18 protein-coding genes, 1 tRNA gene and 3 pseudogenes are annotated in these 20,458 nt (G+C 57.6%); 10 read left to right on the top strand and 12 right to left on the bottom strand.

Annotated features, from left to right (window positions below; genetic code table 11):
- Nucleotides 1-65 precede the first annotated feature (65 nt).
- From ACP7A4_RS12935 to ACP7A4_RS12910, 6 genes are all read left to right on the top strand, one after another.
- Nucleotides 66-2,600: a TonB-dependent receptor gene (locus ACP7A4_RS12935; protein ID WP_203302587.1), complete on the top strand. Its 2,535-nt coding sequence runs from the start codon at nt 66-68 to the stop codon at nt 2,598-2,600.
- 38 nt (nt 2,601-2,638) lie between these two features.
- Entirely contained in the window at nt 2,639-4,540 is a 1,902-nt protein-coding gene (locus ACP7A4_RS12930) for a phytase (RefSeq protein ID WP_426247217.1), read from the top strand.
- 92 nt (nt 4,541-4,632) lie between these two features.
- The gene (tolQ, locus tag ACP7A4_RS12925; RefSeq protein ID WP_426247215.1) at nt 4,633-5,343 is read left to right on the top strand and encodes a protein TolQ; all 711 of its coding nucleotides are present in this window, start codon (nt 4,633-4,635) and stop codon (nt 5,341-5,343) included.
- Between the two features lie 14 nt (nt 5,344-5,357).
- Entirely contained in the window at nt 5,358-5,804 is a 447-nt protein-coding gene (gene tolR / locus ACP7A4_RS12920; protein WP_426247213.1) for a protein TolR, read from the top strand.
- Complete coding sequence (locus ACP7A4_RS12915; RefSeq protein ID WP_426247211.1) at nt 5,801-6,559, top strand: TonB family protein; 759 nt, start codon at nt 5,801-5,803, stop codon at nt 6,557-6,559. Before tolR ends, ACP7A4_RS12915 begins: the two co-directional genes overlap by 4 nt.
- An 88-nt stretch (nt 6,560-6,647) precedes the next feature.
- Nucleotides 6,648-8,138 (top strand): DASS family sodium-coupled anion symporter, encoded by a 1,491-nt coding sequence (locus ACP7A4_RS12910; protein WP_059763252.1) that lies wholly within the window; start codon nt 6,648-6,650, stop codon nt 8,136-8,138.
- Between the two features lie 176 nt (nt 8,139-8,314).
- Here ACP7A4_RS12910 and ACP7A4_RS12905 read toward each other — a convergent pair whose 3' ends face one another.
- The 7 genes from ACP7A4_RS12905 to ACP7A4_RS12875 form a co-directional block, all read right to left on the bottom strand.
- Nucleotides 8,315-8,686, bottom strand: coding sequence for a Na+/H+ antiporter subunit G (locus ACP7A4_RS12905; RefSeq protein WP_048364942.1), 372 nt, complete (start codon nt 8,684-8,686; stop codon nt 8,315-8,317).
- On the bottom strand, nt 8,683-8,961 hold the full coding sequence (locus ACP7A4_RS12900) for a K+/H+ antiporter subunit F (protein ID WP_047273660.1): 279 nt from the start codon (nt 8,959-8,961) through the stop codon (nt 8,683-8,685). Before ACP7A4_RS12900 ends, ACP7A4_RS12905 begins: the two co-directional genes overlap by 4 nt.
- Entirely contained in the window at nt 8,958-9,446 is a 489-nt protein-coding gene (locus tag ACP7A4_RS12895; RefSeq protein ID WP_426247208.1) for a Na+/H+ antiporter subunit E, read from the bottom strand. Before ACP7A4_RS12895 ends, ACP7A4_RS12900 begins: the two co-directional genes overlap by 4 nt.
- Nucleotides 9,443-11,128: a monovalent cation/H+ antiporter subunit D gene (locus ACP7A4_RS12890; RefSeq protein ID WP_059763250.1), complete on the bottom strand. Its 1,686-nt coding sequence runs from the start codon at nt 11,126-11,128 to the stop codon at nt 9,443-9,445. Before ACP7A4_RS12890 ends, ACP7A4_RS12895 begins: the two co-directional genes overlap by 4 nt.
- Nucleotides 11,125-11,469, bottom strand: coding sequence for a Na+/H+ antiporter subunit C (locus ACP7A4_RS12885; protein WP_003446102.1), 345 nt, complete (start codon nt 11,467-11,469; stop codon nt 11,125-11,127). Before ACP7A4_RS12885 ends, ACP7A4_RS12890 begins: the two co-directional genes overlap by 4 nt.
- Nucleotides 11,469-14,387: a monovalent cation/H+ antiporter subunit A gene (locus tag ACP7A4_RS12880; protein ID WP_059763249.1), complete on the bottom strand. Its 2,919-nt coding sequence runs from the start codon at nt 14,385-14,387 to the stop codon at nt 11,469-11,471. The genes ACP7A4_RS12885 and ACP7A4_RS12880 overlap by 1 nt, the downstream gene beginning before the upstream one ends.
- 180 nt (nt 14,388-14,567) lie before the next feature.
- Nucleotides 14,568-15,575 (bottom strand): DMT family transporter, encoded by a 1,008-nt coding sequence (locus ACP7A4_RS12875; RefSeq protein ID WP_426247206.1) that lies wholly within the window; start codon nt 15,573-15,575, stop codon nt 14,568-14,570.
- Nucleotides 15,576-15,590: 15 nt separating this feature from the next.
- Here ACP7A4_RS12875 and ACP7A4_RS12870 point away from each other — a divergent pair, with 15 nt between their 5' ends.
- Nucleotides 15,591-16,154 carry a helix-turn-helix domain-containing protein gene (locus tag ACP7A4_RS12870; protein ID WP_203302593.1) on the top strand — a complete coding sequence of 188 codons (564 nt, stop codon included), beginning with the start codon at nt 15,591-15,593 and terminating at the stop codon, nt 16,152-16,154.
- Nucleotides 16,155-16,313: 159 nt separating this feature from the next.
- Here the strand turns inward: ACP7A4_RS12870 and ACP7A4_RS12865 are convergent.
- Nucleotides 16,314-16,746 (bottom strand): annotated as a pseudogene (locus ACP7A4_RS12865) (hypothetical protein).
- Between the two features lie 452 nt (nt 16,747-17,198).
- Between ACP7A4_RS12865 and ACP7A4_RS12860 the strand changes: the two are divergent.
- Nucleotides 17,199-17,272: transfer RNA gene (locus ACP7A4_RS12860), tRNA-Cys, on the top strand.
- Between the two features lie 75 nt (nt 17,273-17,347).
- Here the strand turns inward: ACP7A4_RS12860 and ACP7A4_RS12855 are convergent.
- From ACP7A4_RS12855 to ACP7A4_RS12845, 3 genes and pseudogenes are all read right to left on the bottom strand, one after another.
- A pseudogene (locus ACP7A4_RS12855) lies at nt 17,348-17,509 on the bottom strand (integrase); the annotation flags it as partial.
- Nucleotides 17,510-17,651: 142 nt separating this feature from the next.
- On the bottom strand, nt 17,652-17,735 hold the full coding sequence (locus ACP7A4_RS12850; protein ID WP_426247529.1) for a hypothetical protein: 84 nt from the start codon (nt 17,733-17,735) through the stop codon (nt 17,652-17,654).
- A gap of 34 nt (nt 17,736-17,769) precedes the next feature.
- Nucleotides 17,770-17,970: a DUF3077 domain-containing protein gene (locus ACP7A4_RS12845; protein ID WP_426247204.1), complete on the bottom strand. Its 201-nt coding sequence runs from the start codon at nt 17,968-17,970 to the stop codon at nt 17,770-17,772.
- A gap of 538 nt (nt 17,971-18,508) precedes the next feature.
- Between ACP7A4_RS12845 and ACP7A4_RS12840 the strand changes: the two genes are divergently transcribed.
- Nucleotides 18,509-19,081, top strand: a complete 573-nt coding sequence (locus tag ACP7A4_RS12840; protein WP_426247202.1) for a nucleotidyltransferase family protein — start codon at nt 18,509-18,511, stop codon at nt 19,079-19,081.
- Between the two features lie 49 nt (nt 19,082-19,130).
- Nucleotides 19,131-19,377 (top strand): annotated as a pseudogene (locus ACP7A4_RS12835) (AAA family ATPase); the annotation flags it as partial.
- On the opposite strand, the gene ACP7A4_RS12830 reads toward ACP7A4_RS12835, so the two are convergent.
- Nucleotides 19,370-20,431, bottom strand: a complete 1,062-nt coding sequence (locus ACP7A4_RS12830; protein WP_256209855.1) for an endonuclease — start codon at nt 20,429-20,431, stop codon at nt 19,370-19,372. The pseudogene ACP7A4_RS12835 and the gene ACP7A4_RS12830 sit on opposite strands and share 8 nt — an antisense overlap.
- Nucleotides 20,432-20,458: the final 27 nt, after the last annotated feature.

The raw sequence follows: 20,458 nt of genomic DNA, 5'->3' as shown, positions 1-20,458 counted from the left end.
AGTTTTCGCTACCTATTGCCGGGCCACTTGCCGGGTCGTTAGCGGGTTTCTGGGGGAACACAAGCATGTACACAAGCCGCAGCAAGGCGCAGTGGGTGGGGTTTACGGTCAGTGCGCTGGCCTTGGCGATTGCCAGCGAACGACTGAGTGCCGCCGATGCTACGGCGGCCGGTGCCACCGAGCATGTTGAGGTGGTGGGCCAGGCGGCCAGCATTGATCAGGCACTCAAGCAACAGCGCAACTCAGACAACATCGAAAGCGTGGTGCATGCCGATGGTGTCGCGCAGTTACCGGATGCCAACGTCGCCGAAGCGGTGCAGCGCCTGCCGGGCATCAGTGTGGAGCGGGATCAGGGTGAAGGGCGGTTTGTCAGCGTGCGCGGCCTGGGCCCGGACCTCAACAGCGTCACCATCAATGGCACGTTGGTGCCGTCCCCTGAGAGCGCGCGCCGTGCCGTGGCGCTGGATGTGTTGCCCGCCGAGCTGGTGCAGTCGTTATCGGTGATCAAGACCCTGACCCCGGACATGGACGCCAACTCGTTGGGCGGTACGGTCGATGTACAGAGCTTGTCGGCGTTCGATCACAAAGGGCTGTTTTTCACCGGCAGCAGCGAGGCGGGGTACAACAAAAACACCCACCAGACCAGCCCCAAGCTGTCCGGTGCGATCAGTGATCGCTTCAGCTTGGGCGATGGCGTCGACAACTTTGGGGTGGCGGCCGCCCTCAGTTGGAACAAACGTGACTTTGGTTCAGACAACGTCGAAACCGGCGGTGCCTGGGACTTCACTGACGGCGCGCGACTCAACAGCTTCGAACAGCGGGTGTATGACATCAGCCGCGAGCGCACCGGCGGCGGCCTGAATGTGGATTACAAGCCTGACGATGACACCCGCCTGTATGTGCGTACGTTGTACAGCCGCTACAAAGACACCGAAACCCGCAACTCCACCCACCTCGAATTCGACACGCCGCAGGCAGCTGGAGAGTTGGGCAAGGCAAAAGCCAAGCGCAAGCTCAAGCAGCGCGAAGAAACACAGGAAATCCAGTCTTACGTGTTCGGTGGCGAACGCCTGCTGGGCCTGTGGACCCTCAGCGGGCAGGCGGGCTACAGCAAGTCGAGCGAAGACAGCCCAGGGCATATCGCCGGCGCCACCTTCAAGGGCAACACGAATTTCCCCGACAGTGGTTTTTACGACACCGAAAAGCCGCGTCCGATCATTGGAGCGGGCTTTTATGACCCGTCGAATTTCTCGCTCGACAAGGTGGACTGGGAAGCGCAAAACACCCAGGACACCGAGAAAAATATCCGCCTTGATCTGGCCCGCGACTATGACGTGCAAGGCTATGCCGCGCAGGCCAAATTTGGCGGCAAGGTCAGTCGGCGCAATAAAGACAACGACCTCAATGCCTGGGTCTACAAGGACTTCGACGAGGCGGGTTTTAACGACGCGCAATTGAACATGAGCGCGTTCGACAAGGGCAACGTGCACTATCAATTGGGCCAGTTCGGCCCCGGTCTCAGCGGTGGTGCGATCAAGGATCTGATCGGCGGGCTTAACCCCGATGCTTACTACGATGAGCAGGAGTCGCGGGCCAATGATTTCAAAATTCGCGAAGACATTAATGCGGCGTACGTGATGAATACCGTCGACATCGACGACTGGCGCTTTATCGCGGGCATGCGCTACGAAGGCACCGAGTTTGAAGCCAAGGGCACTGGCGCGCGCGACGGGGTGTTTGAAGCGCAGGACACCAAACGCGATTACCACCACTGGTTGCCGGGGCTGCACGCGCGTTATCAATGGGGCAAAAACACCCAACTGCGCGCCGCGTGGACCAACGCCGTGGTGCGGCCGACCTTCGGCCAGTTGGCACCGGGTTTTGTGATCGACGATGACCAAGCCACCTTTGGCAACCCCAACCTCAAGCCGCTGGAATCGAGCAACTTCGACCTCGGCATCGAGCACTACATGGGGCAGGCGGGCACCGTCTCGGCGTTCCTTTTCTATAAAGACATCAAGAACTTTGTCTACAACAACGATTTGGCGGGCAGCGGCCAGTGGGCTGACTTTAGCGAGGCGCATACCTACGCCAACGGTGACAGCGCCAAGTTGTACGGGTTGGAGCTGGCCTACTCGCAGAAATTTGACTGGCTGCCCGCGCCGTGGAATGGCCTGTTGCTGGGTGCCAACACGACGTTCAGCCGCTCCAGCGCCAGCATTGAAGGCTTTGACCAGGCCCGGGGGATGAACCGCAAGCGTGACATCGACTTGCCCAACCAATCCGACACCGTGGGCAACCTGATGCTGGGCTGGGAGGACGACACACTCAGCCTGCGCCTGTCGGCCAACTACAAATCGCAGTACCTCTACGAGTTGGCGGGCATCGCTGACAAAGCCCACGACCTGCATGTCGATGCGCAGACGTTTGTTGATTTCAGTGCCCGCTATTCGCTGACCAAAAACCTGCAAGTCAGCTTCGAGGCGCAAAACCTCACCGACCAGCCTTACTTCGTCTACAGCGGCAACCGTCGCTACAACAACCAGTACGAAGAGTACGGGCCGACCTATTCGTTGGGCCTGACCTTTACCCATTTCTAAGTGCGGCCCGAGCGGGCCTGTAGAAGGAATCTTCGATCATGCGTTTTAACTGTAAACCGTGCCTGTTGCCGCTGTTGATCAGCCTGAGTGCAGGCCATGCGCAGGCCGCCACGCCCGTAACCGCGCCGACGCTTAAGCCTTGGAGCACCACCAAAGCCCAGGCCTTGGGTTGGCTCGCCGGGGATCAGCGCCTGGCGGTGAGCAAGCGTGAAGGTGTGTTGCTGCTCGACGCGCAAGGCAAAACCCTGAGCCATGTGCCGGGGGCATTCGCCTCGTTGGACAGTCGCGCCTTGGGCGATCAAGTGCTGGTGGCCAGCCATGACGAGAAGAAACAGCAAGTGGCGCTGTTCAGCCTCAATCCCCAGAGCCACGAATGGCTGGCGCCGGTCTATTTACCGAGGCGTGATTACGCGGTCAACGGTGTGTGTCTGTACCGCGACGAGGCAAGCAATATTTACCTGTTCACTGTCGGCGAGGAGGGCAAGGGCGAGCAATGGCTGGTGGCCGCAGACCGTAAACGGCTGAATCAGCCGCGTTTGGTGCGCAGCCTGCCGCTGCCGCCAGAGGCTGGCTTGTGTCAGGTCGACGACACGGCACATCAGTTGTTCGTCAATGAACAGAAGGTGGGCTGGTGGGCGTATCCGGCCCATGCCGAGGCGCAGGCTTCACGGGTACCGGTGGCGATGATCGAGCCGTTTGGCGAGGTGAAACAGGCGGCCGGGGCCATGGTGCCAGTACCGGGCGGGATGCTGGGCCTTGATCCAAAAGCTGGCGAACTGCACCTCTATCAGCAGCAAGGCAAGGGCTGGTCGCCCGTGGCCCGCTTCCCGTTGAAGCCGCTGGTTGAACCCGAGCACCTGGCGGTGCGCCAGACGCCACAAGGGCTGGACGTGTGGGTGCAGGACGCTGACAACAATCAGCTGTTTGAAGGCCGACTGAGCTGGAATCCCGTCCCGGTGAGTGTGCCGCCGGTGTTGCCCGTGGTGAAACCTTCCGTACAAACCGACCCCGTCGTGAGCCAGGGCGATGCGGCGGATGACCCGGCGATTTGGCTTCACCCGCACGATCCGGCGTTGAGTCGGGTGCTGGGCACTAATAAAAAGAACGGCCTTGAGGTGTATGACCTGCAAGGGCGGCGCGTACAGCATCTGGAAGTGGGGCGCTTGAACAACGTTGATGTACGCCCGGATTTCAAGCTGGGCACGCGCACTGTGGATCTGGCGGTGGCGACCAATCGGGATCACAACAGCCTGAGCGTGTTCAGCATCGACCGCGCCACAGGTGAGGTCCGTGCAGCAGGCGAGGTGCCGACACCGCTCAAGGATATTTACGGGTTGTGCCTGTTCAAGGCGCCCACGGGTGAGATCTACAGCTTTGCCAATGACAAGGACGGCACCTTTTTGCAACACCGCTTGAGCGCCAAGGGCGAGCAGGTGCAAGGCGAACTGGTGCGTCAGTTCAAGGTCGCGACCCAACCTGAAGGCTGTGTTGCCGATGACACGCATCAACGCCTGTTTATCGGTGAGGAAGACGTGGCGGTGTGGGCACTGGACGCGCGACCCGAGCAACCGGCCGCCCTGAGCAGCGTGATCAACGTCGGTGGGCCAGTGCACGATGATATTGAAGGGCTGGCGCTGTATCAGGGCGAAAAAAACAGCTACCTGGTGATTTCCAGCCAGGGTAATGACAGCTACGTGGTGCTCGATGCGCAACCGCCGTATGCGTTACGTGGCGCCTTTCGGGTCGGCGTGAACGCCGAGGCCGGGATTGACGGTGCGTCAGAGACCGATGGCCTGGAAGTGACCTCCGCCAACCTCGGCGGCCCGTTTACCCAAGGCATGCTGGTGGTGCAGGACGGGCGCAAGCGTATGCCCGAGCACAGTCAGAACTACAAATACATCCCGTGGGCCGATGTGGCCAAAACCCTGAACTTGCCTTGATCGGGCTGTCATCAGCCGTTCACCGCTGTGGGTTTGAATCTTTCGGTGCGTCACTCGCGCAGAGCGGCGCCTACTTGAGCAAGGAGTAAGGCATGCAAGCCAGCATGGAACACATGACGATCTGGGGTCTGATCAGCGACGCAAGTCTGTTGGTCAAAGGGGTGATGCTGGTGTTGTTTCTGGCGTCGTTGCTGAGCTGGTTTTTAATCGTGCGCCGCAGCGCTGTGTTGCGCCGCAGCGAGCGTGGCATGGACGCTTTTGCCGAACGATTGCGTGCGCCCGGTGAGCTGAACGCGTTGTACCGCGAGAGCCGCGACAACCGGCATGAAGACGCAGGCGCCGAGCAGGTTTTCGCCGCTGCTTACAACGAATATGCGCACCTTAAGCAACAGCCCGGCATTGACCCGCAGGGTGTGATGCAAGGGGTTGAACGGGCGTTGTATGTAGCAATCAGTGAACAGGAGGTACGGCTGGAAAAGGGCTTGCAGTTTCTGGCCACGGTCGGTTCGGTCAGCCCCTACATCGGCCTGTTTGGCACCGTGTGGGGGATCATGAATTCTTTTATCGGTTTGTCTCAGGTACAGCAGGCCACGTTGTCGACGGTGGCGCCGGGGATTGCCGAAGCCTTGATTGCCACTGCGATCGGTTTGTTTGCGGCCATTCCGGCAGTGATTGCCTATAACCGGTTTTCTTCCCGGGCCCAGACTTTGCTGACGCGCTATTACAGCTTGGGTAACGAAGTACAAATGCGCTTGTACCGAGGCCTGCATGCGGGTTCTCGGAACATGGCGGCTGCTGCCTGACAGGGAGTTTGATCATGCTTGCTCGACCACAACGCAAACACGGGCCAAAAGCCGAAATGAACGTGGTGCCCTACATCGATGTGATGTTGGTATTGCTGGTGATTTTCATGGTGACCGCGCCGATGCTGACCCAGGGGGTCAAAATCGAACTGCCCAAAGTGGCCAGCGAGGCGTTGGTCAATGACAAGCCGCAGAGCATTCTTACGTTGTCGGTGAAGGCCGACGGTGGCTATTACTGGAACCTGGGCCGTGAGCTGGACACCCAACACCAGACCGACAGCGCTGTCAGCCTTGAAGAGTTGCAGGCCAAGATTGGTCAGGTGGTGGCTCAAAACGGCGACACCCAGGTGTACATCCGCGCTGACAATGAGGCCGGTTATGGCAGCGTGGTCAAGGCCATGGCCGCCTTGCAGCAAGGCGGCGTCAGCAACCTGGGGCTGGTGACCGAGGCGGCGCAATGAACGTTGCCGTGATGGACGTGCGGCCTGTGGCATGGGAGTGGTGGAGGCGCAACAGTCAGGCATGGGCGCTGACGGTTGCGCTGCATGGCACGATAGTGGCGTTGCTGGTGGTGGGCTGGACGCTGGAGCCTGCGCCCGTGAACGCACCCTCAGTGTTGAAAACCCGTTTGATTACCTTGCCCGCACAGCCTCAGGTTGCACCGGCTGCGCAACCGCTGGCGGTCGAGGCGCCCGTGCCAGTGATTGAAGCTCCGCCCAAGGTCAAACCTGCGCCCGTTGATCCGCAGCTCCAGGTGCGCAAACTCGAACAGGCCGCGCTGGCGCGCAAACGGGTGGCGGAGCGAAAACAGACACAGCAAGTTCAGGAGGCACTTCAAGCCCAGCAGGCGCAGCCACTCATACACGCGCAACAACGAGGTGCTGAGCAGGCACGGCTGGCGGCAGCTAACGCGCAGCGGACTCAACAGCCCGCTGCTGTGGCCGATGTCCGCCAATACCTGCCGATCAGCAAAGAAGCACCGGACTACCCGCAACGGGCACTCGACAAAGGCATTGAAGGGGATTGCACGGTGGAATATTCGGTGACCCCCCAAGGCAAGGTCGAAAATCCCAAGGTGGTCGGCAACTGCCACCCGATGTTTATGCGTCCCTCGCTGTTGGCGGCCGCCACTTTTCGATATCAACCGCGCGTGGTGGATGGGCAGGCCGTGAGCGTGCCGGGCGTTCGCAACACCTTCCACTACAAAATTCAGTAGTGCATCACTCCCCAAGCTGACAAACATCAAAGCCCGAGCCTCGATCCTGACCTATGCTGCAGGCGATTTTATGCATTAGGAGATGGCCATGAATGTGCCCGCAACCACCCCGGAGCCGACGACGGCGAAATTGAAATTGCCCTTGGGTCTCGTGATTGCTGTTGTGGTCATGGTCGGCATTTTGTTGCTGCCACTGCCGGCAGATTTACCGGTCGCAGGCCACCGTATGCTGGCGATTCTGGCCTTTGCGGTGGTGGTCTGGATCACCGAAGCGGTGTCGTACGAAGCCAGTGCGATCATGATCACGTCGCTGATGGCGTTTTTGATCGGTATGGCGCCGACACTGGACGATCCGTCCAAACTGTACGGTACGTCGGCTGGGATCACGATGGCCCTGACCGGCTTTTCCAATGCCGCACTGGCGTTGGTGGCGGGTGCGCTGTTTATTGCGGCGGCCATGACCCATACCGGTCTGGACCGGCGCATCGCGTTGGTGACGCTGTCCAAAATCGGTACCAGTACCCGGCGTATTCTGCTCGGGGCTATCGCCGTCACCATTTTGCTCAGCCTGGTGGTGCCCAGTGCCACGGCGCGCAGTGCCTGCGTGGTGCCGATCATGATGGGGGTGATTTTGGCGTTCGGTGTGGACAAGCGTTCCAACATCGCCGCCGGGATCATGATTGTGGTCGCGCAAGGCACCAGCATCTGGAACGTGGGGATTCAAACGGCGGCGGCGCAAAACCTGCTGACCGTGGGCTTTATGGACAAGATGCTGGGCGCACGTGTGAGCTGGATCGACTGGCTGATTGCCGGGGCGCCGTGGGCGATCATCATGTCAGCGGTGTTGTTGTTTGTGGTGCTTAAAATGCTGCCGCCTGAAAGCGACAGCATTCCGGGCGGTAAGGAAGCGGTGGAGCAATCATTGCGCGAATTGGGGCCGATGACGGCCCCGCAAAAACGCTTGATGGCGGTGTCCATTGCTCTGTTGCTGGCGTGGGCGACCGAGGGCAAATTGCACAGCTTTGACACCACCTCGACCACCTATGCGGGCCTGGTTTTCTTACTGTTGCCGCGGTATGGGGTGATGACCTGGAAAGACGTGCAATCCCGTATTCCGTGGGGCACGGTGATTGTATTCGGGGTGGGCATCAGCTTGGGGACTGCGCTGCTCACTACCCAGGCCGGGCAATGGCTGGGGGTGCAGGTGGTGGCGCACACGGGGCTTGATCAGGTCGGGCCGCTGGGTATCTTTGCGATTCTGGGTGCGTTTCTGATTTTGATCCATTTGGGATTTGCCAGTGCAACCGCGCTGACCTCGGCCTTATTACCCATTTTGATTGCAGTGCTGCAAACCTTGCCGGGTGAATTCAATCGGTTGGGCATGACCATGCTGCTGGGTTTTGTAGTCAGTTATGGCTTTATCTTGCCGATCAATGCGCCACAAAACATGGTGTGCCTGGGCACGCAAACCTTCACCGCCAAACAATTCGCCAAGGTGGGTTTGATTGTTACCGCTGTGGGGTATGTGTTGATGCTGGGCTTTGGCGCGACGTACTGGAAGTGGTTGGGGTTGATGTAAAGCCTGCGGCAGCGTCTAGCGTCTCTTGTCGCCGCTGCCGAAGGCTGTACCCGGCGGCTGGGTGGTCGTAAAACCATGCCGCCCGCTACATCCGATACTGCGCAGCGTTCAGGTTGGTGATTACTGCGCAATCTGGCGATGCATTGGGCAACGGCTACAAGAATGTGGGTAAGCGTTTAACTGCCACCTTCGCTGCGCCCACCGCTGCTGACTTCTGCCGGTACGTTTTCGCCTGCCATGCGTTTGCGGAACAACGAGGTACGTGCGAGCAGCAACGTAGTTACCGGAACGGTGATGGACAGCAAAATCGGGATCAGCCAGGCGTGCAGTACCGGTGTGGATTTAAGCGCCGAGAAGTACAGGATCGAGGCCAGTGCCACGCCCCAGGCACCGATGGTGGATGCCAGCGCAGGCGGGTGCATGCGCTGGAAGAAGTCCTTGAGGCGTAACAAGCCGATGGCGCCGCACAGGGCGAACAGGCTGCTCAGCACCAGCAACACCGCTACCGGTATTTCAATCCACAGGGATAACTCGCTGATTGAATTCATTCGATCACCTCACCGCGCAGCAGGAATTTGGCCAGCGCAAACGATCCGACAAAGCCAAACAGCGCTATCAGCAGTGCACCTTCAAAGTACGTGTCACTGGCATAGCGAATGCCTAGCACCAGCATCATCAACATGGCCACGATGTACAGGTAGTCCAGTGCAAGGACTCGATCTTGTGCTGAGGGGCCTTTGAACAGCCGGATCAGTGTCAGGACCATGGCCAGGCTGAAGATGAACAGGCTCAGCAAAATGGCATTGGAGAGCAGGGCACTCATTCAAAGATCTCCATCAGTGGGCGCTCGTAGGTGGACTTGAAGTGCTCAATGAAGTGCGCTTCATCGTCCAGATCGAACACGTGCAACAGCAGGATACTGCGGTCCAGTGCCAGTTCCGACCAAATGGTGCCCGGTACGACGGTGGTAATCATCGACAAGGCTGCCAGGCCGTTGGCGTCACGCAGGTCCAGCGGGATTTTGATAAACCGGGATCGCGGTGGTCTTTTGCCCGCATTCAAGACGCCCCACGCAACCGCGATGTTAGAGACGATAACGTCACGCCCCACCACAAAGAACAGTTTGATGATCACGCCGGGGCGCCGGACGCGGATCGGCAGCGGGCGCAGCGGAGCCATCATCAGCGGCGCCAGAAACCCCAGGGCCGCGCCCAGCAGTAGATTGCCCGCGCTTAAGGACAAGTTCAGCAGTAACCACAGTAACCACAATGCCAGTGACAGCCACGGCGCAGGGAACAGGCGCTTCATGGTTGCACCTCTTGCATGGCCGCTTTCGATTCAGGACTAAGCACAGGGCGTGAACCCATGACCGCCATGACGTAGCGCTCAGGGTTATTCAGCGTGTCTGCCGCGGCCTGGGTATAGCGCAACAGGGGTTCAGCCTTGAAGGTCAGCACGACGCACAGCCCCAGCAGCACCACGATAGGAATGCACTCATAGCGGCGCAACAAAGGGGATGGCCGCTCAAGGGGTGTCCAGAAGCGCTGAATGCCCAGGCGCGAGAAGCCAATCAGCGACGCCAGCCCGGAAAGAATCAACAGTGCCAGCAGGCACCACGCGGCGGTAGAAACAGGTGCGTCACTGGCATTGCCCAGTCCCATCGGGTTGAGCAGTGCGTTGAGCAGGCTCAGTTTGCCAATGAACCCGGACAGTGGCGGCATGCCGATAATCAGTAGCGCGCAGGCAATGAAGCTCAAGCCGAGGAAGGCCATGGTCCAGGGAATGATTTGCCCCACCACGGCTTTTTGTTCATCGTCCAGGTTGGTGCCACGCGGCGGGTTGAGCGATTCCATCAAACTGGGCAGTTGCCCGACGTCATCTTCAAGGAGCATTTCATTTGAAGAACGTGAACGTTCGATCAGTTCAGCCAAGAGGAACAGGGCACTGAGGGCCAGGGTGGAGCTGACCAGGTAAAACAGGGCAGCGGCCGTGAGGTTGGGCTGTGCAAAGCCCACCGCCGACAGCAGAATCCCGGCAGAGACCAGAATGCTCAAGCTGGCCATGCGTTCGAGTCGTTGTGCGGCCAGAATGGCGATGGCGGCACACACAATGGTGGCCATGCCGCCGTAGATCAGCCAGTCACTGGCAAAGTACGCCGAAGCGCCCGCTTGACCTGAAAACAGCAGGGTCCAGAGGCGCAGAACGGTATAGATGCCGACTTTGGTCATGATGGCAAACAGCGCAGCGACTGGCGCACTTGCAGAGGAGTAAGCCGGGACCAGCCAGAAATTCAACGGCCACATGCCGGCCTTGGCTAAAAAGGCGACGGCCAAAATGGCCGCTCCGGCGTGCAGCAAACCACGGTCGGCTTCAGGCACCAGCGGGATTTTCAGCGCCAGATCGGCCATGTTCAGCGTGCCGGTGACGCCGTATATCAAAGCCGCGCCAATGAGGAACAAAGAGGAAGCCAGCAGGTTGATCGAGATGTAATGCAAACCCGCAGACACGCGGGCCTTGCCCGAGCCATGCAGCATCAGCCCGTAAGAGGCGGCCAGCAACACTTCAAAGAACACGAAGAGATTGAACAGGTCTGCGGTCAGAAACGCACCGTACAACCCCATCAACTGGATCTGGAACAGGGCATGGAAACTGGCACCGGCCCGGTCCCATCGCGCCATCGCAAACAGCAGCGCGCAACTGGCGATCACCCCTGTCAGAACCAGCATCAAGGCGGACAGGCGATCGACCACCAGCACAATGCCAAACGGCACCTGCCAGTTACTCGGTAAATAGACGCCAATCGAAGCCGGTGCGCTTTGTTGCTGGGTCCAGAGCAACAAGGTCACAGAGATGGCCAGGCCAATCAGGGTCGACACCAGGTTGATTCGGGCCTTCATGGGGCGGTGCTTTTCACCCAGTAGCAACATGCACGCGGCGGTGAGCAGCGGTAGCAGGATGGGCGCAATAATCAGATGCGGCATCAGGTTCATTCTTTAGGCTCCCGGCCATCCACGTGGTCGGTACCGGTCAGGCCCCGCGAAGCCAGCAAGACCACCAGAAACAGCGCGGTCATGGCAAAGCTGATAACGATTGCAGTGAGCACCAGTGCCTGAGGCAATGGGTCGGTGTAGTTGAGCAAGTCTTGCGGGACGCCGTCCTTGATCACCGGTTCTTTGCCGATGAACAGGCTGCCCATGCTGAAAATGAACAGGTTGACCCCGTAAGACAGCAGGCACAGGCCCATGACCACCTGAAAGGTACGAGGGCGTAGCACCAGCCAGGTGCCAGAGGCCGCGAGCACCCCGATAGCAATAGCAATGACTTCTTCCATCAAGCGGCTCCTGTCTTGGATTGTGCAGCGGCTTGCTGGCTTGGACGGTGCGCCCGTACTGACTGGTGAGCGAGCGCAGTGAGAATCAGCAACGTAGCGCCCACCACAACGGCGTAGACGCCGATATCAAAGAACAATGCACTGGCCACGTGGATATCACCCAACACCGGCAAGCTGAAGTGCGCGGTGTGAGTCGTCAGGAACGGGTAGCCAAAACCGATCGCCCCCAAGCCGGTGACGGTGGCGAACAACAAGCCTGTACCCATCCAGCGCAGCGGTCGCAGACTCATCTGAGCTTCAACCCACTGCGTACCGGCAACCATGTATTGCAGGATAAACGCCACCGACATCACCAGCCCGGCGACGAAACCGCCGCCCGGTTGGTTGTGCCCACGCATGAACAAGTACATCGACACCACGAACGCGATGGGCAGCAACAAGCGCACCAGCACCGCAGGCACCATCATGAAGCCCAGCGCAGTGTCACTGGCGCTGCGCGGGTTCACCAGGTCGGTGACCACGTCTTTGGCCAGCAGACGCTGCTGGGCGGGCAGCTCCATGCTCTCTTTGGGAGGGCGGAAGCGGCGCAGTAAGGCGAACACAGTCAGGGCAACGGCCACCAGAACGGTGATCTCTCCCAGGGTGTCAAAGCCCCGGAAGTCCACCAGCATCACATTCACCACATTGCTTCCTCCGCCTTCAGGCAGGGCGCGACTGAGGTAGAACGAGGAAATGTCGTTAGGGGTCTGGCGGGTCAGCATCGCGTAAGACAGCAGGGCCATGCCGCCACCCACAACGGCAGACAGCAGCAAGTCACGCAGGCGACGAATGCGCGCCTTACGCAATGAGCTGGGCAGTGGCGAGACTTCTTCGATCCGGCGTGGCAACCAGCGTAAACCAAGCAAAATCAGGACAGTCGTCACGACTTCGACCACCAGTTGGGTCAGGGCCAGGTCGGGCGCCGAGAACCATACAAAGGTCACGCACGTCACCAGACCACAGACGCTGACCATGGTCAGGGCCGCAAGACGGTGATACTTGGCTTGCCAGGCGGCGCCCAGTGCACAGGCAATGGCCATCAACCACAGGGTGACAAACACGATTGAACCCGGGATTTTGGGGCGGTCGCCCCAGCTCAGGCCGCTGTAGATCAGTGGGATTAAACCGGCAATCACGGCCGCCAATACCAAGAGGAACAGCTGGCTTTGCAGGCGTTGGGTGCTGAGGCGACGCTCCATACGCCGTGCCCCGCGCATGATGACGACCAGGCTGCGCTCGAAGAAACGCTTGCCACTGAAGTAGCGAATCAACGGCGGAAGGGCAAAACGATCGAGTTTGAGCTGTTTGCGCAGCAGCACGTAGAGCAGGATGCCCCCCGACATGGCAATCAGGCTCATGATCATTGGAGCATTGAGGCCATGCCAGATGGCCAGGCTGTACTCGGGCAGTTCGCCACCCACGACGGGTTGCGCGGCGGCAGCAAGCAGCGGGCCTACGGTTTGCGCCGGGAAGATGCCGACCATCAAGCAGGTGAATACCAGCAGCTCTACCGGGGCGCGCATCCAGCGCGGCGGCTCGTGCGGTGTGTGCGGCAGGTCAGTCGCGGGTGGGCCGAAGAACACATCGACCGTAAAGCGCAAGGCATAGGCCACGCTGAACGTACCGGCAACGGTCGCGATGACAGGCAGTGCGATTTCAACCCATTTTGTGGAGTTGATGAACACGGTTTCGGCGAAGAACATTTCTTTGGACAGAAAACCGTTGAGCAGGGGGACACCCGCCATCGAGGCGCTGGCGACCATGGCCAGTGTCGCCGTATACGGCATCAGCTTGAACAGGCCACTGAGCTTGCGAATGTCTCGCGTGCCGCTTTCGTGGTCGATGATGCCCGCGGCCATGAACAATGACGCTTTGAAGGTGGCGTGATTGAGGATATGGAAGACAGCGGCGACTGCGGCCAATGGACTGTTCAGGCCCAGCAGCAAGGTGATCAGGCCCAAATGGCTGATGGTCGAGTAGGCGAGCAGACCTTTGAGATCGTTTTGGAACATGGCGCAATAAGCACCTAATACCAAGGTGCAGGCCCCCGCACCACTGACGATCCAGAACCATTGTTCACTGCCCGAGAGCGAAGGCCACAGCCTTGCCAGCAGAAAAACCCCCGCCTTGACCATGGTTGCCGAATGCAGGTAAGCCGAAACGGGGGTGGGTGCCGCCATTGCGTGAGGCAGCCAGAAATGAAACGGAAATTGTGCGCTTTTGCTGAGGGCGCCGATAAGTATGAGTGTGAGCAGGATTGGATAAAGGCTATGGGCGCGAATTTGATCGCCCGCTGCCAGCACAGCATCCAGATCATAGCTGCCGACGACATGGCCGAGCAGCATGACGCCTGCCAGCAGGCACAGTCCCCCCGCGCCGGTGACCATCAACGCCATGTAGGCGCCGCGTCGAGCATCTGAGCGATGGTGCCAGTAACCAATCAGCAAGAATGAAAAGAGGCTGGTGAGTTCCCAAAAGAACACGATTTGAATCAGGTTGCCTGACAGCACCAGACCGAGCATCGCGCCCATGAACGCCAGGAAAAACGCGAAAAAGCGCGGTACAGGGTCTTCGGGGGACATGTAGTAGCGGGCATACAGCGACACCAGTGTGCCGATGCCCAGCACTAAAATCGAGAACAGCCAGGCAAACCCGTCCAGACGCAGAACAAAGTTCAAGCCGAGACTGGGCAGCCACATGAACTCTTCACGTATCACGCCCCCGTGGGCGATTTGCGGATAGAGCATCGCGACTTGAATGGTGCCAACGAGTGCAATCAGACCGGCCAACAGTGATTCACTGTTACGCGCGTTGTGCGGCAAAACAGCCGCCAGACAGCTGCCGATAAAGGGCAGAAGCAGTAGAACTATCAGGGACATAGGCTTCTAATCTGCAGGAGTTTGTGAGCGATCATACGTGGCGAGCAGGGGATCACCAACAGCCATGCTGCGGCTCAATCCTACAAAATGTGTACGAACCGTTGAAGGGTTTGCCCAACTTCATCCTTGTATGAGCGCTCCCGAGTATGAGTATTTACGTTGTGTGTCAGAGAACTGGAATCAGTCGCAGGCTTTATCGCCTTGCTTCTCATCGGGTTCCTCGATTGCTTTACCCTTTGTTTTTAACTCACTCACGATCACTGCTGCAACAATCAATACTGCGCCAAGCAATGCAATACCGGGCAATCGCTCACCGGCAAGACGTCCGGCGATACCGGCCCACACCGGCTCGCCTGCATAAATGAGGGTAGCGCGTGTCGGAGAAACGCTCTTTTGCGCCCAATTCATTGCAACCTGTATCACGGCGCTGGCGGCACCGAGGCCCACAGCACTGATTAACAATAGCCACGAAAAATCCGGAACGGCTTCTTGAGTCGGAACGGTCAGGATGAACGCCAGAATGGAGGCTGTGCTTAATTGCACCACTGTTACGCGTCGGACATCGACTTTACCGGCGTAAGCACTGATCAGAATAATCTCGGCCGCTATGGCGACAGCACTGATTAATGTGGCGATCTCCCCGGAGCTAAAGTTTAGCGACGCGCCGCTGGGCCCAGACAGCAGCATCAACCCTGCAAATGCCAACATGATCCCCAAGCTTGGCATCAGGCCCGGGCGACGCCCCAGCACTAACCATTGCAGCAGCGGTACAAAAGGGACATAAAGCGCGGTAATAAAGGCCGACTGACTACTTGGGATGCTTTGTAAACCAATCGTTTGCAGGCCATAACCGAGCATGATCGCCACGCCGATAAACATTCCTGCCTTGAGTTCGAACAGTGTTATGCCGCGCAAACTGCGCAATGAAAAAAGCGCAACCATGAGGGCTGCCGCTGCAAAGCGCAGCCCTACAAAAAACAGGGGGCCGCTGGCCGTCAGGGCGTTTTGCACCAGTAAAAAGGTTACCCCCCAAACCATGGTAATCAGGATCAGCACGCATTCAGCTTTGCTGAGGCGTGAAGTTAAAGGTTGCAGACTAAAAGCTTTCAAAGATGTCACGACCTTGCACGTTACGGGGAGGGCGACGCACAATGCGCCAACGCTGAGCAGTATACTGCGCAGTCCCATGAAGTGAGCAATATAGTGCCCAAAGAAAATTCACAGCGTGCTTCGGTTCTCCAGCACGTCAGTCAAAACGTTCGACGCCTGAGATTGCTCGCGCAGCTTAGCCAAAGCGCGCTTTCCGACTTGTCCGGCGTGAGTCGGCGCATGCTGGTTGCCATAGAGGCGGGCGAGAAAAATGTCAGCCTCAGCACTCTGGATCGAGTGGCTGAAGCCCTGAATGTGGCTTTCAGCGACTTGATTCAGGCGCCGGGTTCTCCAGACCCAAGTCGCATTAATGAAGTTGCATGGACCGGGGCTATCGCGGGCAGCAAGGCCGTCTTGCTGGCAAAGGCCTCTGCAACCAGGGAAGTGGAGTTATGGGAGTGGCGCCTGGAGCCGGGAGAAGCGTACTTTTCGGAAGCGGATGCTGAAGGTTGGAGTGAGCAGCTATATGTCTTTGAGGGATGCTTGACCTTGATCATCAACGACCAGGCCTTACGCTTCAATGCGGGCGAGTTTTATATGTACGCCAGCAACCAGCCTCACGTTTATCGCAATGAAAGTGATTGCGTGGTGCGCTTTGTACGCAATGTTGTCATATAGGTGCAGATGACGGGGCTTGCGCCCCGTCCAGCCCAACTGCTCCAGTGTGACCGCTCGCAGTGGTTACAGGCCATTAGGTTAACCTGTCACGACCGGGTATGTACTGACTGGGGAATCAGCTCAAGCAGCCTCTTGACAGCAGGCAGACTGAGTTACGGCTTAACGGATGCTTTTGATCGTACCTTTATTGCCGGTCACAGTGACATTCACTGTCTTGAAGATGAAGTAATCCTCAACAGAGACCGCGTAGCGGGGGGGCTACGATCAAATCCGCGCCTGAATCTTTGACGGCTTTGTAAGCGGCAGCGGCCTTAATGGCCGATACGGGATCTGGCAAGCTGAAGGCTGAAGCCTGACCACCATAGGTCACCCCGTCTGCGAACTCACTGTCCCCACTGATCTTCAACACACCAAACAGGATGTTCGAAGAGGATTGGCCTTTAATTTCACCACCTACCTCAATGTTTGCTTTCAGATCGGCAGTGACACTGCCAGCGATCGGTGCATTTGGTTGGCTTACGTTGTGGCTCATGCAGCCACTGGTTAGCAACGCTACTGCTACAACTGCGGCAGTCATCCATATTTTTTTCATCTTGAAGCTCCAATAAATGCGTCAGTCCGTTCGTTAACGGCGGCGAGACTTTACTGGAGTGGCCCGAACGTTGAAGTCAGCCGGATCCTCAATGCTCGAGGGCAGAAATGATGCGTTCTGTAGGAGTTTCCAATATGGCTAAAGGTGCTTTTATTTGAGAGAGAGGGGCATCACCCCTTAGTTAAAACCTTGAAAGTCGAATCCTCAAACATGACGGCCGCGCCTTTTTAACGTTGGAGAGGGATAACCGGCCGCAAATCATTCCCAGCCATAGGGTAGCCCCTAAAAATTATTAGAATTCAGGGGGTTGCCAGCATCCGTGTTCTGGTACATAATGCGCGCCATCAGCACGAGGCACAGCCTGAACTGCTGAAGAATCAAATGCTTGCAGCCTAAAGCATGATTAAATTTCCTTTTGTTTCTGATGTTTTTCTGAGATATCAGCTGCAAATGGCCGAGTAGCAAAATGGTTATGCAGCGGATTGCAAATCCGCCCACGCCGGTTCGATTCCGGCCTCGGCCTCCATATTGAAAACCCCGTAGATTCAGGTCTACGGGGTTTTTTATTGACTGCTGGAAAGTGAGGAGTTCCGAAACTATTTTATTTTGAGGGTTTCGCGATTGCGCCGACACGCCGACCAACCCGCTTGGTTATCTCCTGTTTTGAGTGTCCTAGCAGTAGGCTCGCATCAGCAATATCAGTTATTTCTGAGGCAGCTTTCGGGCGAATGTCCTTGAAGTCGAACTGAGCAACCTTTTCCGCATCTGCTGGTTTTCCTTCACTAATGGCCACATTAGCAGCAGTGTGAGGGTAGGGATGTGTTGCTTTCCGTCCCGTCCCACCCCGTATGGTCATATAGCTCAGCCAACCAGATATCTTGGCCAAGTCGAGTGTCTGGCAATTACTAAAGGGTTAGTGATGAGTCATGAATTCCATTCTCAAACTGTGGAAGCCCCAGAGTCACATCATCAATGATCGTTTTCGCCATCTCGCTGAGATAGTGCGAAGCCCACCTCATTGCCTCATTGCCTCATTGCCTCGTTACCATCGTCCATAGTCCACAGAAGCGAGCGCGTGTTCACACAGTTCAAAAGCAGAGATGCATGCTGCAGAGCTTCTTCCCCTGAAACGCCAGTATTAACATTAAACAGGCGCTGATTCTGAACGTTGCACTTGCCGAATGATGCTCCGCCAACTGTATAAATCAAAGGTGAGGAATTCATAGGTCACCTCCTTCTACAGCAAGGGATCTGGTGTTGGGCATATGGATGTTGCTGAGGGTGTGACTAGCTGGCAGCCTGCCACGGTTGGGCAGAATGGCGAGAGTCTTCACTGGATAAGCAGTTACGCGATTTCCGAACGGATTGAGAGTGTGCATCTGGCCGTACTCCTGTATGTGAGGAGCTGCCACGGTTCGCCGCTAAACGAATAAGGGTGGCAGCTGTGCGCAGGTTAGCGGACCGGGCATACAGGACCCCGGCAGACCCGAAGGTCTCCCACGCACAACCGCCATAAACGAATATGCGGACGAAAAAAAAACGCCTGCATTCGTAATGGTGGCGCTGTGCGCCTGTATGGACTCGGGCCGCTAAACCCGTTCGCTGAATGTGCTGCGCTCAGGTTTCAAAAGTGCAACTGCGCAGGCATGCTGACTCTCCCCCCAAGATTTCTTGATCAACTCTGTCCCTTGGGTTATCACTTTGCTTGGCGCCTAATCACGGGCTGACTGATGTGTGCCATACCGAACCCAGAGGACCGACAGTGCAATTGACTCCCGAAACCCTGGTCGATATCGCCATGACCAATCCAGTTAACGTACAGATAGTGTCGCGCTTGCCTTCTCTGGGCCTGAGCCAGTGCATGCTGACAGCTGGCTGCCTTTTTCAGGCCGTCTGGAATCATCAGTCGGGTCTGTCACCCGCAGCGGGTGTGAAGGACTACGACATTTTCTACTTCGATACGGATCTGTCCTGGGAGGCAGAGAACGAAGTCATTCTTGAGACCCAGCAGTTGTTCAAAGACGTGGGCGTCAAGGTCGATATCAAGAATCAGGCCCGGGTCCATCTGTGGTACGGCGAGCGGTTTGGCAGGGTTTACCCTGCGCTTTTGTCTGCCAGGGACGGTGTTGATCGTTACCTTGTTGCCGGAACGTGCATTGGTTTTGACCCTGAGACGGGCGAGGTGTATGCGCCATATGGTCTGGATGATGTCGGGCAGGGGCTGCTACGTCCCAACCCTCTCAATCTCCAGCCAGACTTGTTCGTGCCCAAAGCCAGAAGCTATCAGGCACGCTGGCCTTGGTTACGGATCTTGGGGGCCAGCGCGCAAGGTTGATGGCTGGATACTGCTGGTAATGGCTTTTTACTCAGGCAGAGGAAATTGCATGCTTATTGTTTTTAGCGGCCTTCCAGGTACTGGCAAAACGACTATTGCACGTGGCGTGGCTGCGAATGCAGGTGCTGTCTATCATTCTGCGCATCGATACAATTGAGCAGGCAATCCGGGATGCTGATGTCTTAAGCCGAGACATGGGCTGTAGCGGTTGCTTGGTCGCGTAGGAACTGGCGCTGGCTAATCTCGGTCTTGGGCAAACGGTGATTGTGGATTGCGTTAACAAATCCGCTACGTCAGCAAGATGATGGTCGTGCTTTCAAGCAGTACGGGGCGTACCAGGATCTTGTAACAATCGGCATCGAATGCTTGCCCCGCCAGCCTGGGTGCCAGTCTGGCCTCAGTTTCGCTGGCATAGGTCCCTATGTAACGCCAGCTCTCCACAACGTGGTACTCCTCGAATTCTCCATGCCGCTCGTGCAATGCGATTGCGCCAGGGTAGGGCCAGTGATGCACGGCCCAGCGCTCTAAAGCATTCAACAAGCGCTTGGTATGCGCCTCATTGCTTTCTTCGCCTTTGCAGGCTCCGGCGCACTTACCTATTTGAGCCCTGAAGCAGCCTCGGCCCATTGTTTTTTCAAGGCCCAGCAGGGAATGGCAGAGGCGGTGCTCGTCCGCAATCAACATCAGCGCTTGGGTGGCCATGCGCCGGTTACGGAAAAGTCCGTACAACTGGGTCCCGTGGCTAATTTCTGTCGTGTCGATGATCTCCAGCACCCCGTCGCGAATTCGTAGCGAGCACAGACGCTGCTGCCGACGAAGTCGCTTGTTCTTCAGGGGTTGCAGCTCTTTGATCAGCCGCGATTCAAGCAGTAGGGCGCCGATTTCGCCTGCGGTTTGCCGGTACTCGATCCGTTGTGCCTGGAGCAACATCCTGGCTTCTGCGGAAGTGCGCAGGTGAGAAAGCAGTCGACTGCGAATATCGATGCTTTTGCCAATATAGAGCGGTATCACGTCGCCTTCAGCATAAAAGAAATACACCCCGGGTGCTCGCGGGGCCGCCTCGACCTGAGCGCGCAAGTGCGCCGGGTATTCATAAATAAGATCGGGGCGAGCAATGGGGGCGGGCATGCGGTGCCTTCGGTGTTGATCTGGCTGGTTCAGTTTTTGGTTTTCATCCCACGTTTCTTTCAACACTGAGCGAAACAGGTCTGATAATAGGGGCTCTATTTGTTTTCGGTCACTACGAATTGGTTTGATGCTTTCGAGACGCTGCAGTTCACGCTCAACGAATCGTTGAATGGGTGCAATCTGGGGAGATAAGCCCCTCTCGGGTGATGCTCGTTTGATCACAAGCAAGTCATCAATAGCTTGCTGGAG

The organism is Pseudomonas sp. TWR3-1-1, assembly GCF_049896545.1.
Classification (GTDB): domain Bacteria; phylum Pseudomonadota; class Gammaproteobacteria; order Pseudomonadales; family Pseudomonadaceae; genus Aquipseudomonas; species Aquipseudomonas weihenstephanensis.
This window is presented reverse-complemented; position numbering and strand designations above follow the sequence as displayed.

Excerpts from the sequence above, each read along its gene's own strand:
- ACP7A4_RS12935 (WP_203302587.1), top strand. The coding sequence starts at position 66 with ATGTACACAAGCCGCAGCAAGGCGCAGTGGGTGGGGTTTACGGTCAGT.
- ACP7A4_RS12930 (WP_426247217.1), top strand. The coding sequence starts at position 2,639 with ATGCGTTTTAACTGTAAACCGTGCCTGTTGCCGCTGTTGATCAGCCTG.
- tolQ (WP_426247215.1), top strand. The coding sequence starts at position 4,633 with ATGCAAGCCAGCATGGAACACATGACGATCTGGGGTCTGATCAGCGAC.
- tolR (WP_426247213.1), top strand. The coding sequence starts at position 5,358 with ATGCTTGCTCGACCACAACGCAAACACGGGCCAAAAGCCGAAATGAAC.
- ACP7A4_RS12915 (WP_426247211.1), top strand. The coding sequence starts at position 5,801 with ATGAACGTTGCCGTGATGGACGTGCGGCCTGTGGCATGGGAGTGGTGG.
- ACP7A4_RS12910 (WP_059763252.1), top strand. The coding sequence starts at position 6,648 with ATGAATGTGCCCGCAACCACCCCGGAGCCGACGACGGCGAAATTGAAA.
- ACP7A4_RS12905 (WP_048364942.1), bottom strand. The coding sequence starts at position 8,686 with ATGAATTCAATCAGCGAGTTATCCCTGTGGATTGAAATACCGGTAGCG.
- ACP7A4_RS12900 (WP_047273660.1), bottom strand. The coding sequence starts at position 8,961 with ATGAGTGCCCTGCTCTCCAATGCCATTTTGCTGAGCCTGTTCATCTTC.
- ACP7A4_RS12895 (WP_426247208.1), bottom strand. The coding sequence starts at position 9,446 with ATGAAGCGCCTGTTCCCTGCGCCGTGGCTGTCACTGGCATTGTGGTTA.
- ACP7A4_RS12890 (WP_059763250.1), bottom strand. The coding sequence starts at position 11,128 with ATGAACCTGATGCCGCATCTGATTATTGCGCCCATCCTGCTACCGCTG.
- ACP7A4_RS12885 (WP_003446102.1), bottom strand. The coding sequence starts at position 11,469 with ATGGAAGAAGTCATTGCTATTGCTATCGGGGTGCTCGCGGCCTCTGGC.
- ACP7A4_RS12880 (WP_059763249.1), bottom strand. The coding sequence starts at position 14,387 with ATGTCCCTGATAGTTCTACTGCTTCTGCCCTTTATCGGCAGCTGTCTG.
- ACP7A4_RS12875 (WP_426247206.1), bottom strand. The coding sequence starts at position 15,575 with ATGGGACTGCGCAGTATACTGCTCAGCGTTGGCGCATTGTGCGTCGCC.
- ACP7A4_RS12850 (WP_426247529.1), bottom strand. The coding sequence starts at position 17,735 with ATGGCGAAAACGATCATTGATGATGTGACTCTGGGGCTTCCACAGTTT.
- ACP7A4_RS12845 (WP_426247204.1), bottom strand. The coding sequence starts at position 17,970 with ATGAATTCCTCACCTTTGATTTATACAGTTGGCGGAGCATCATTCGGC.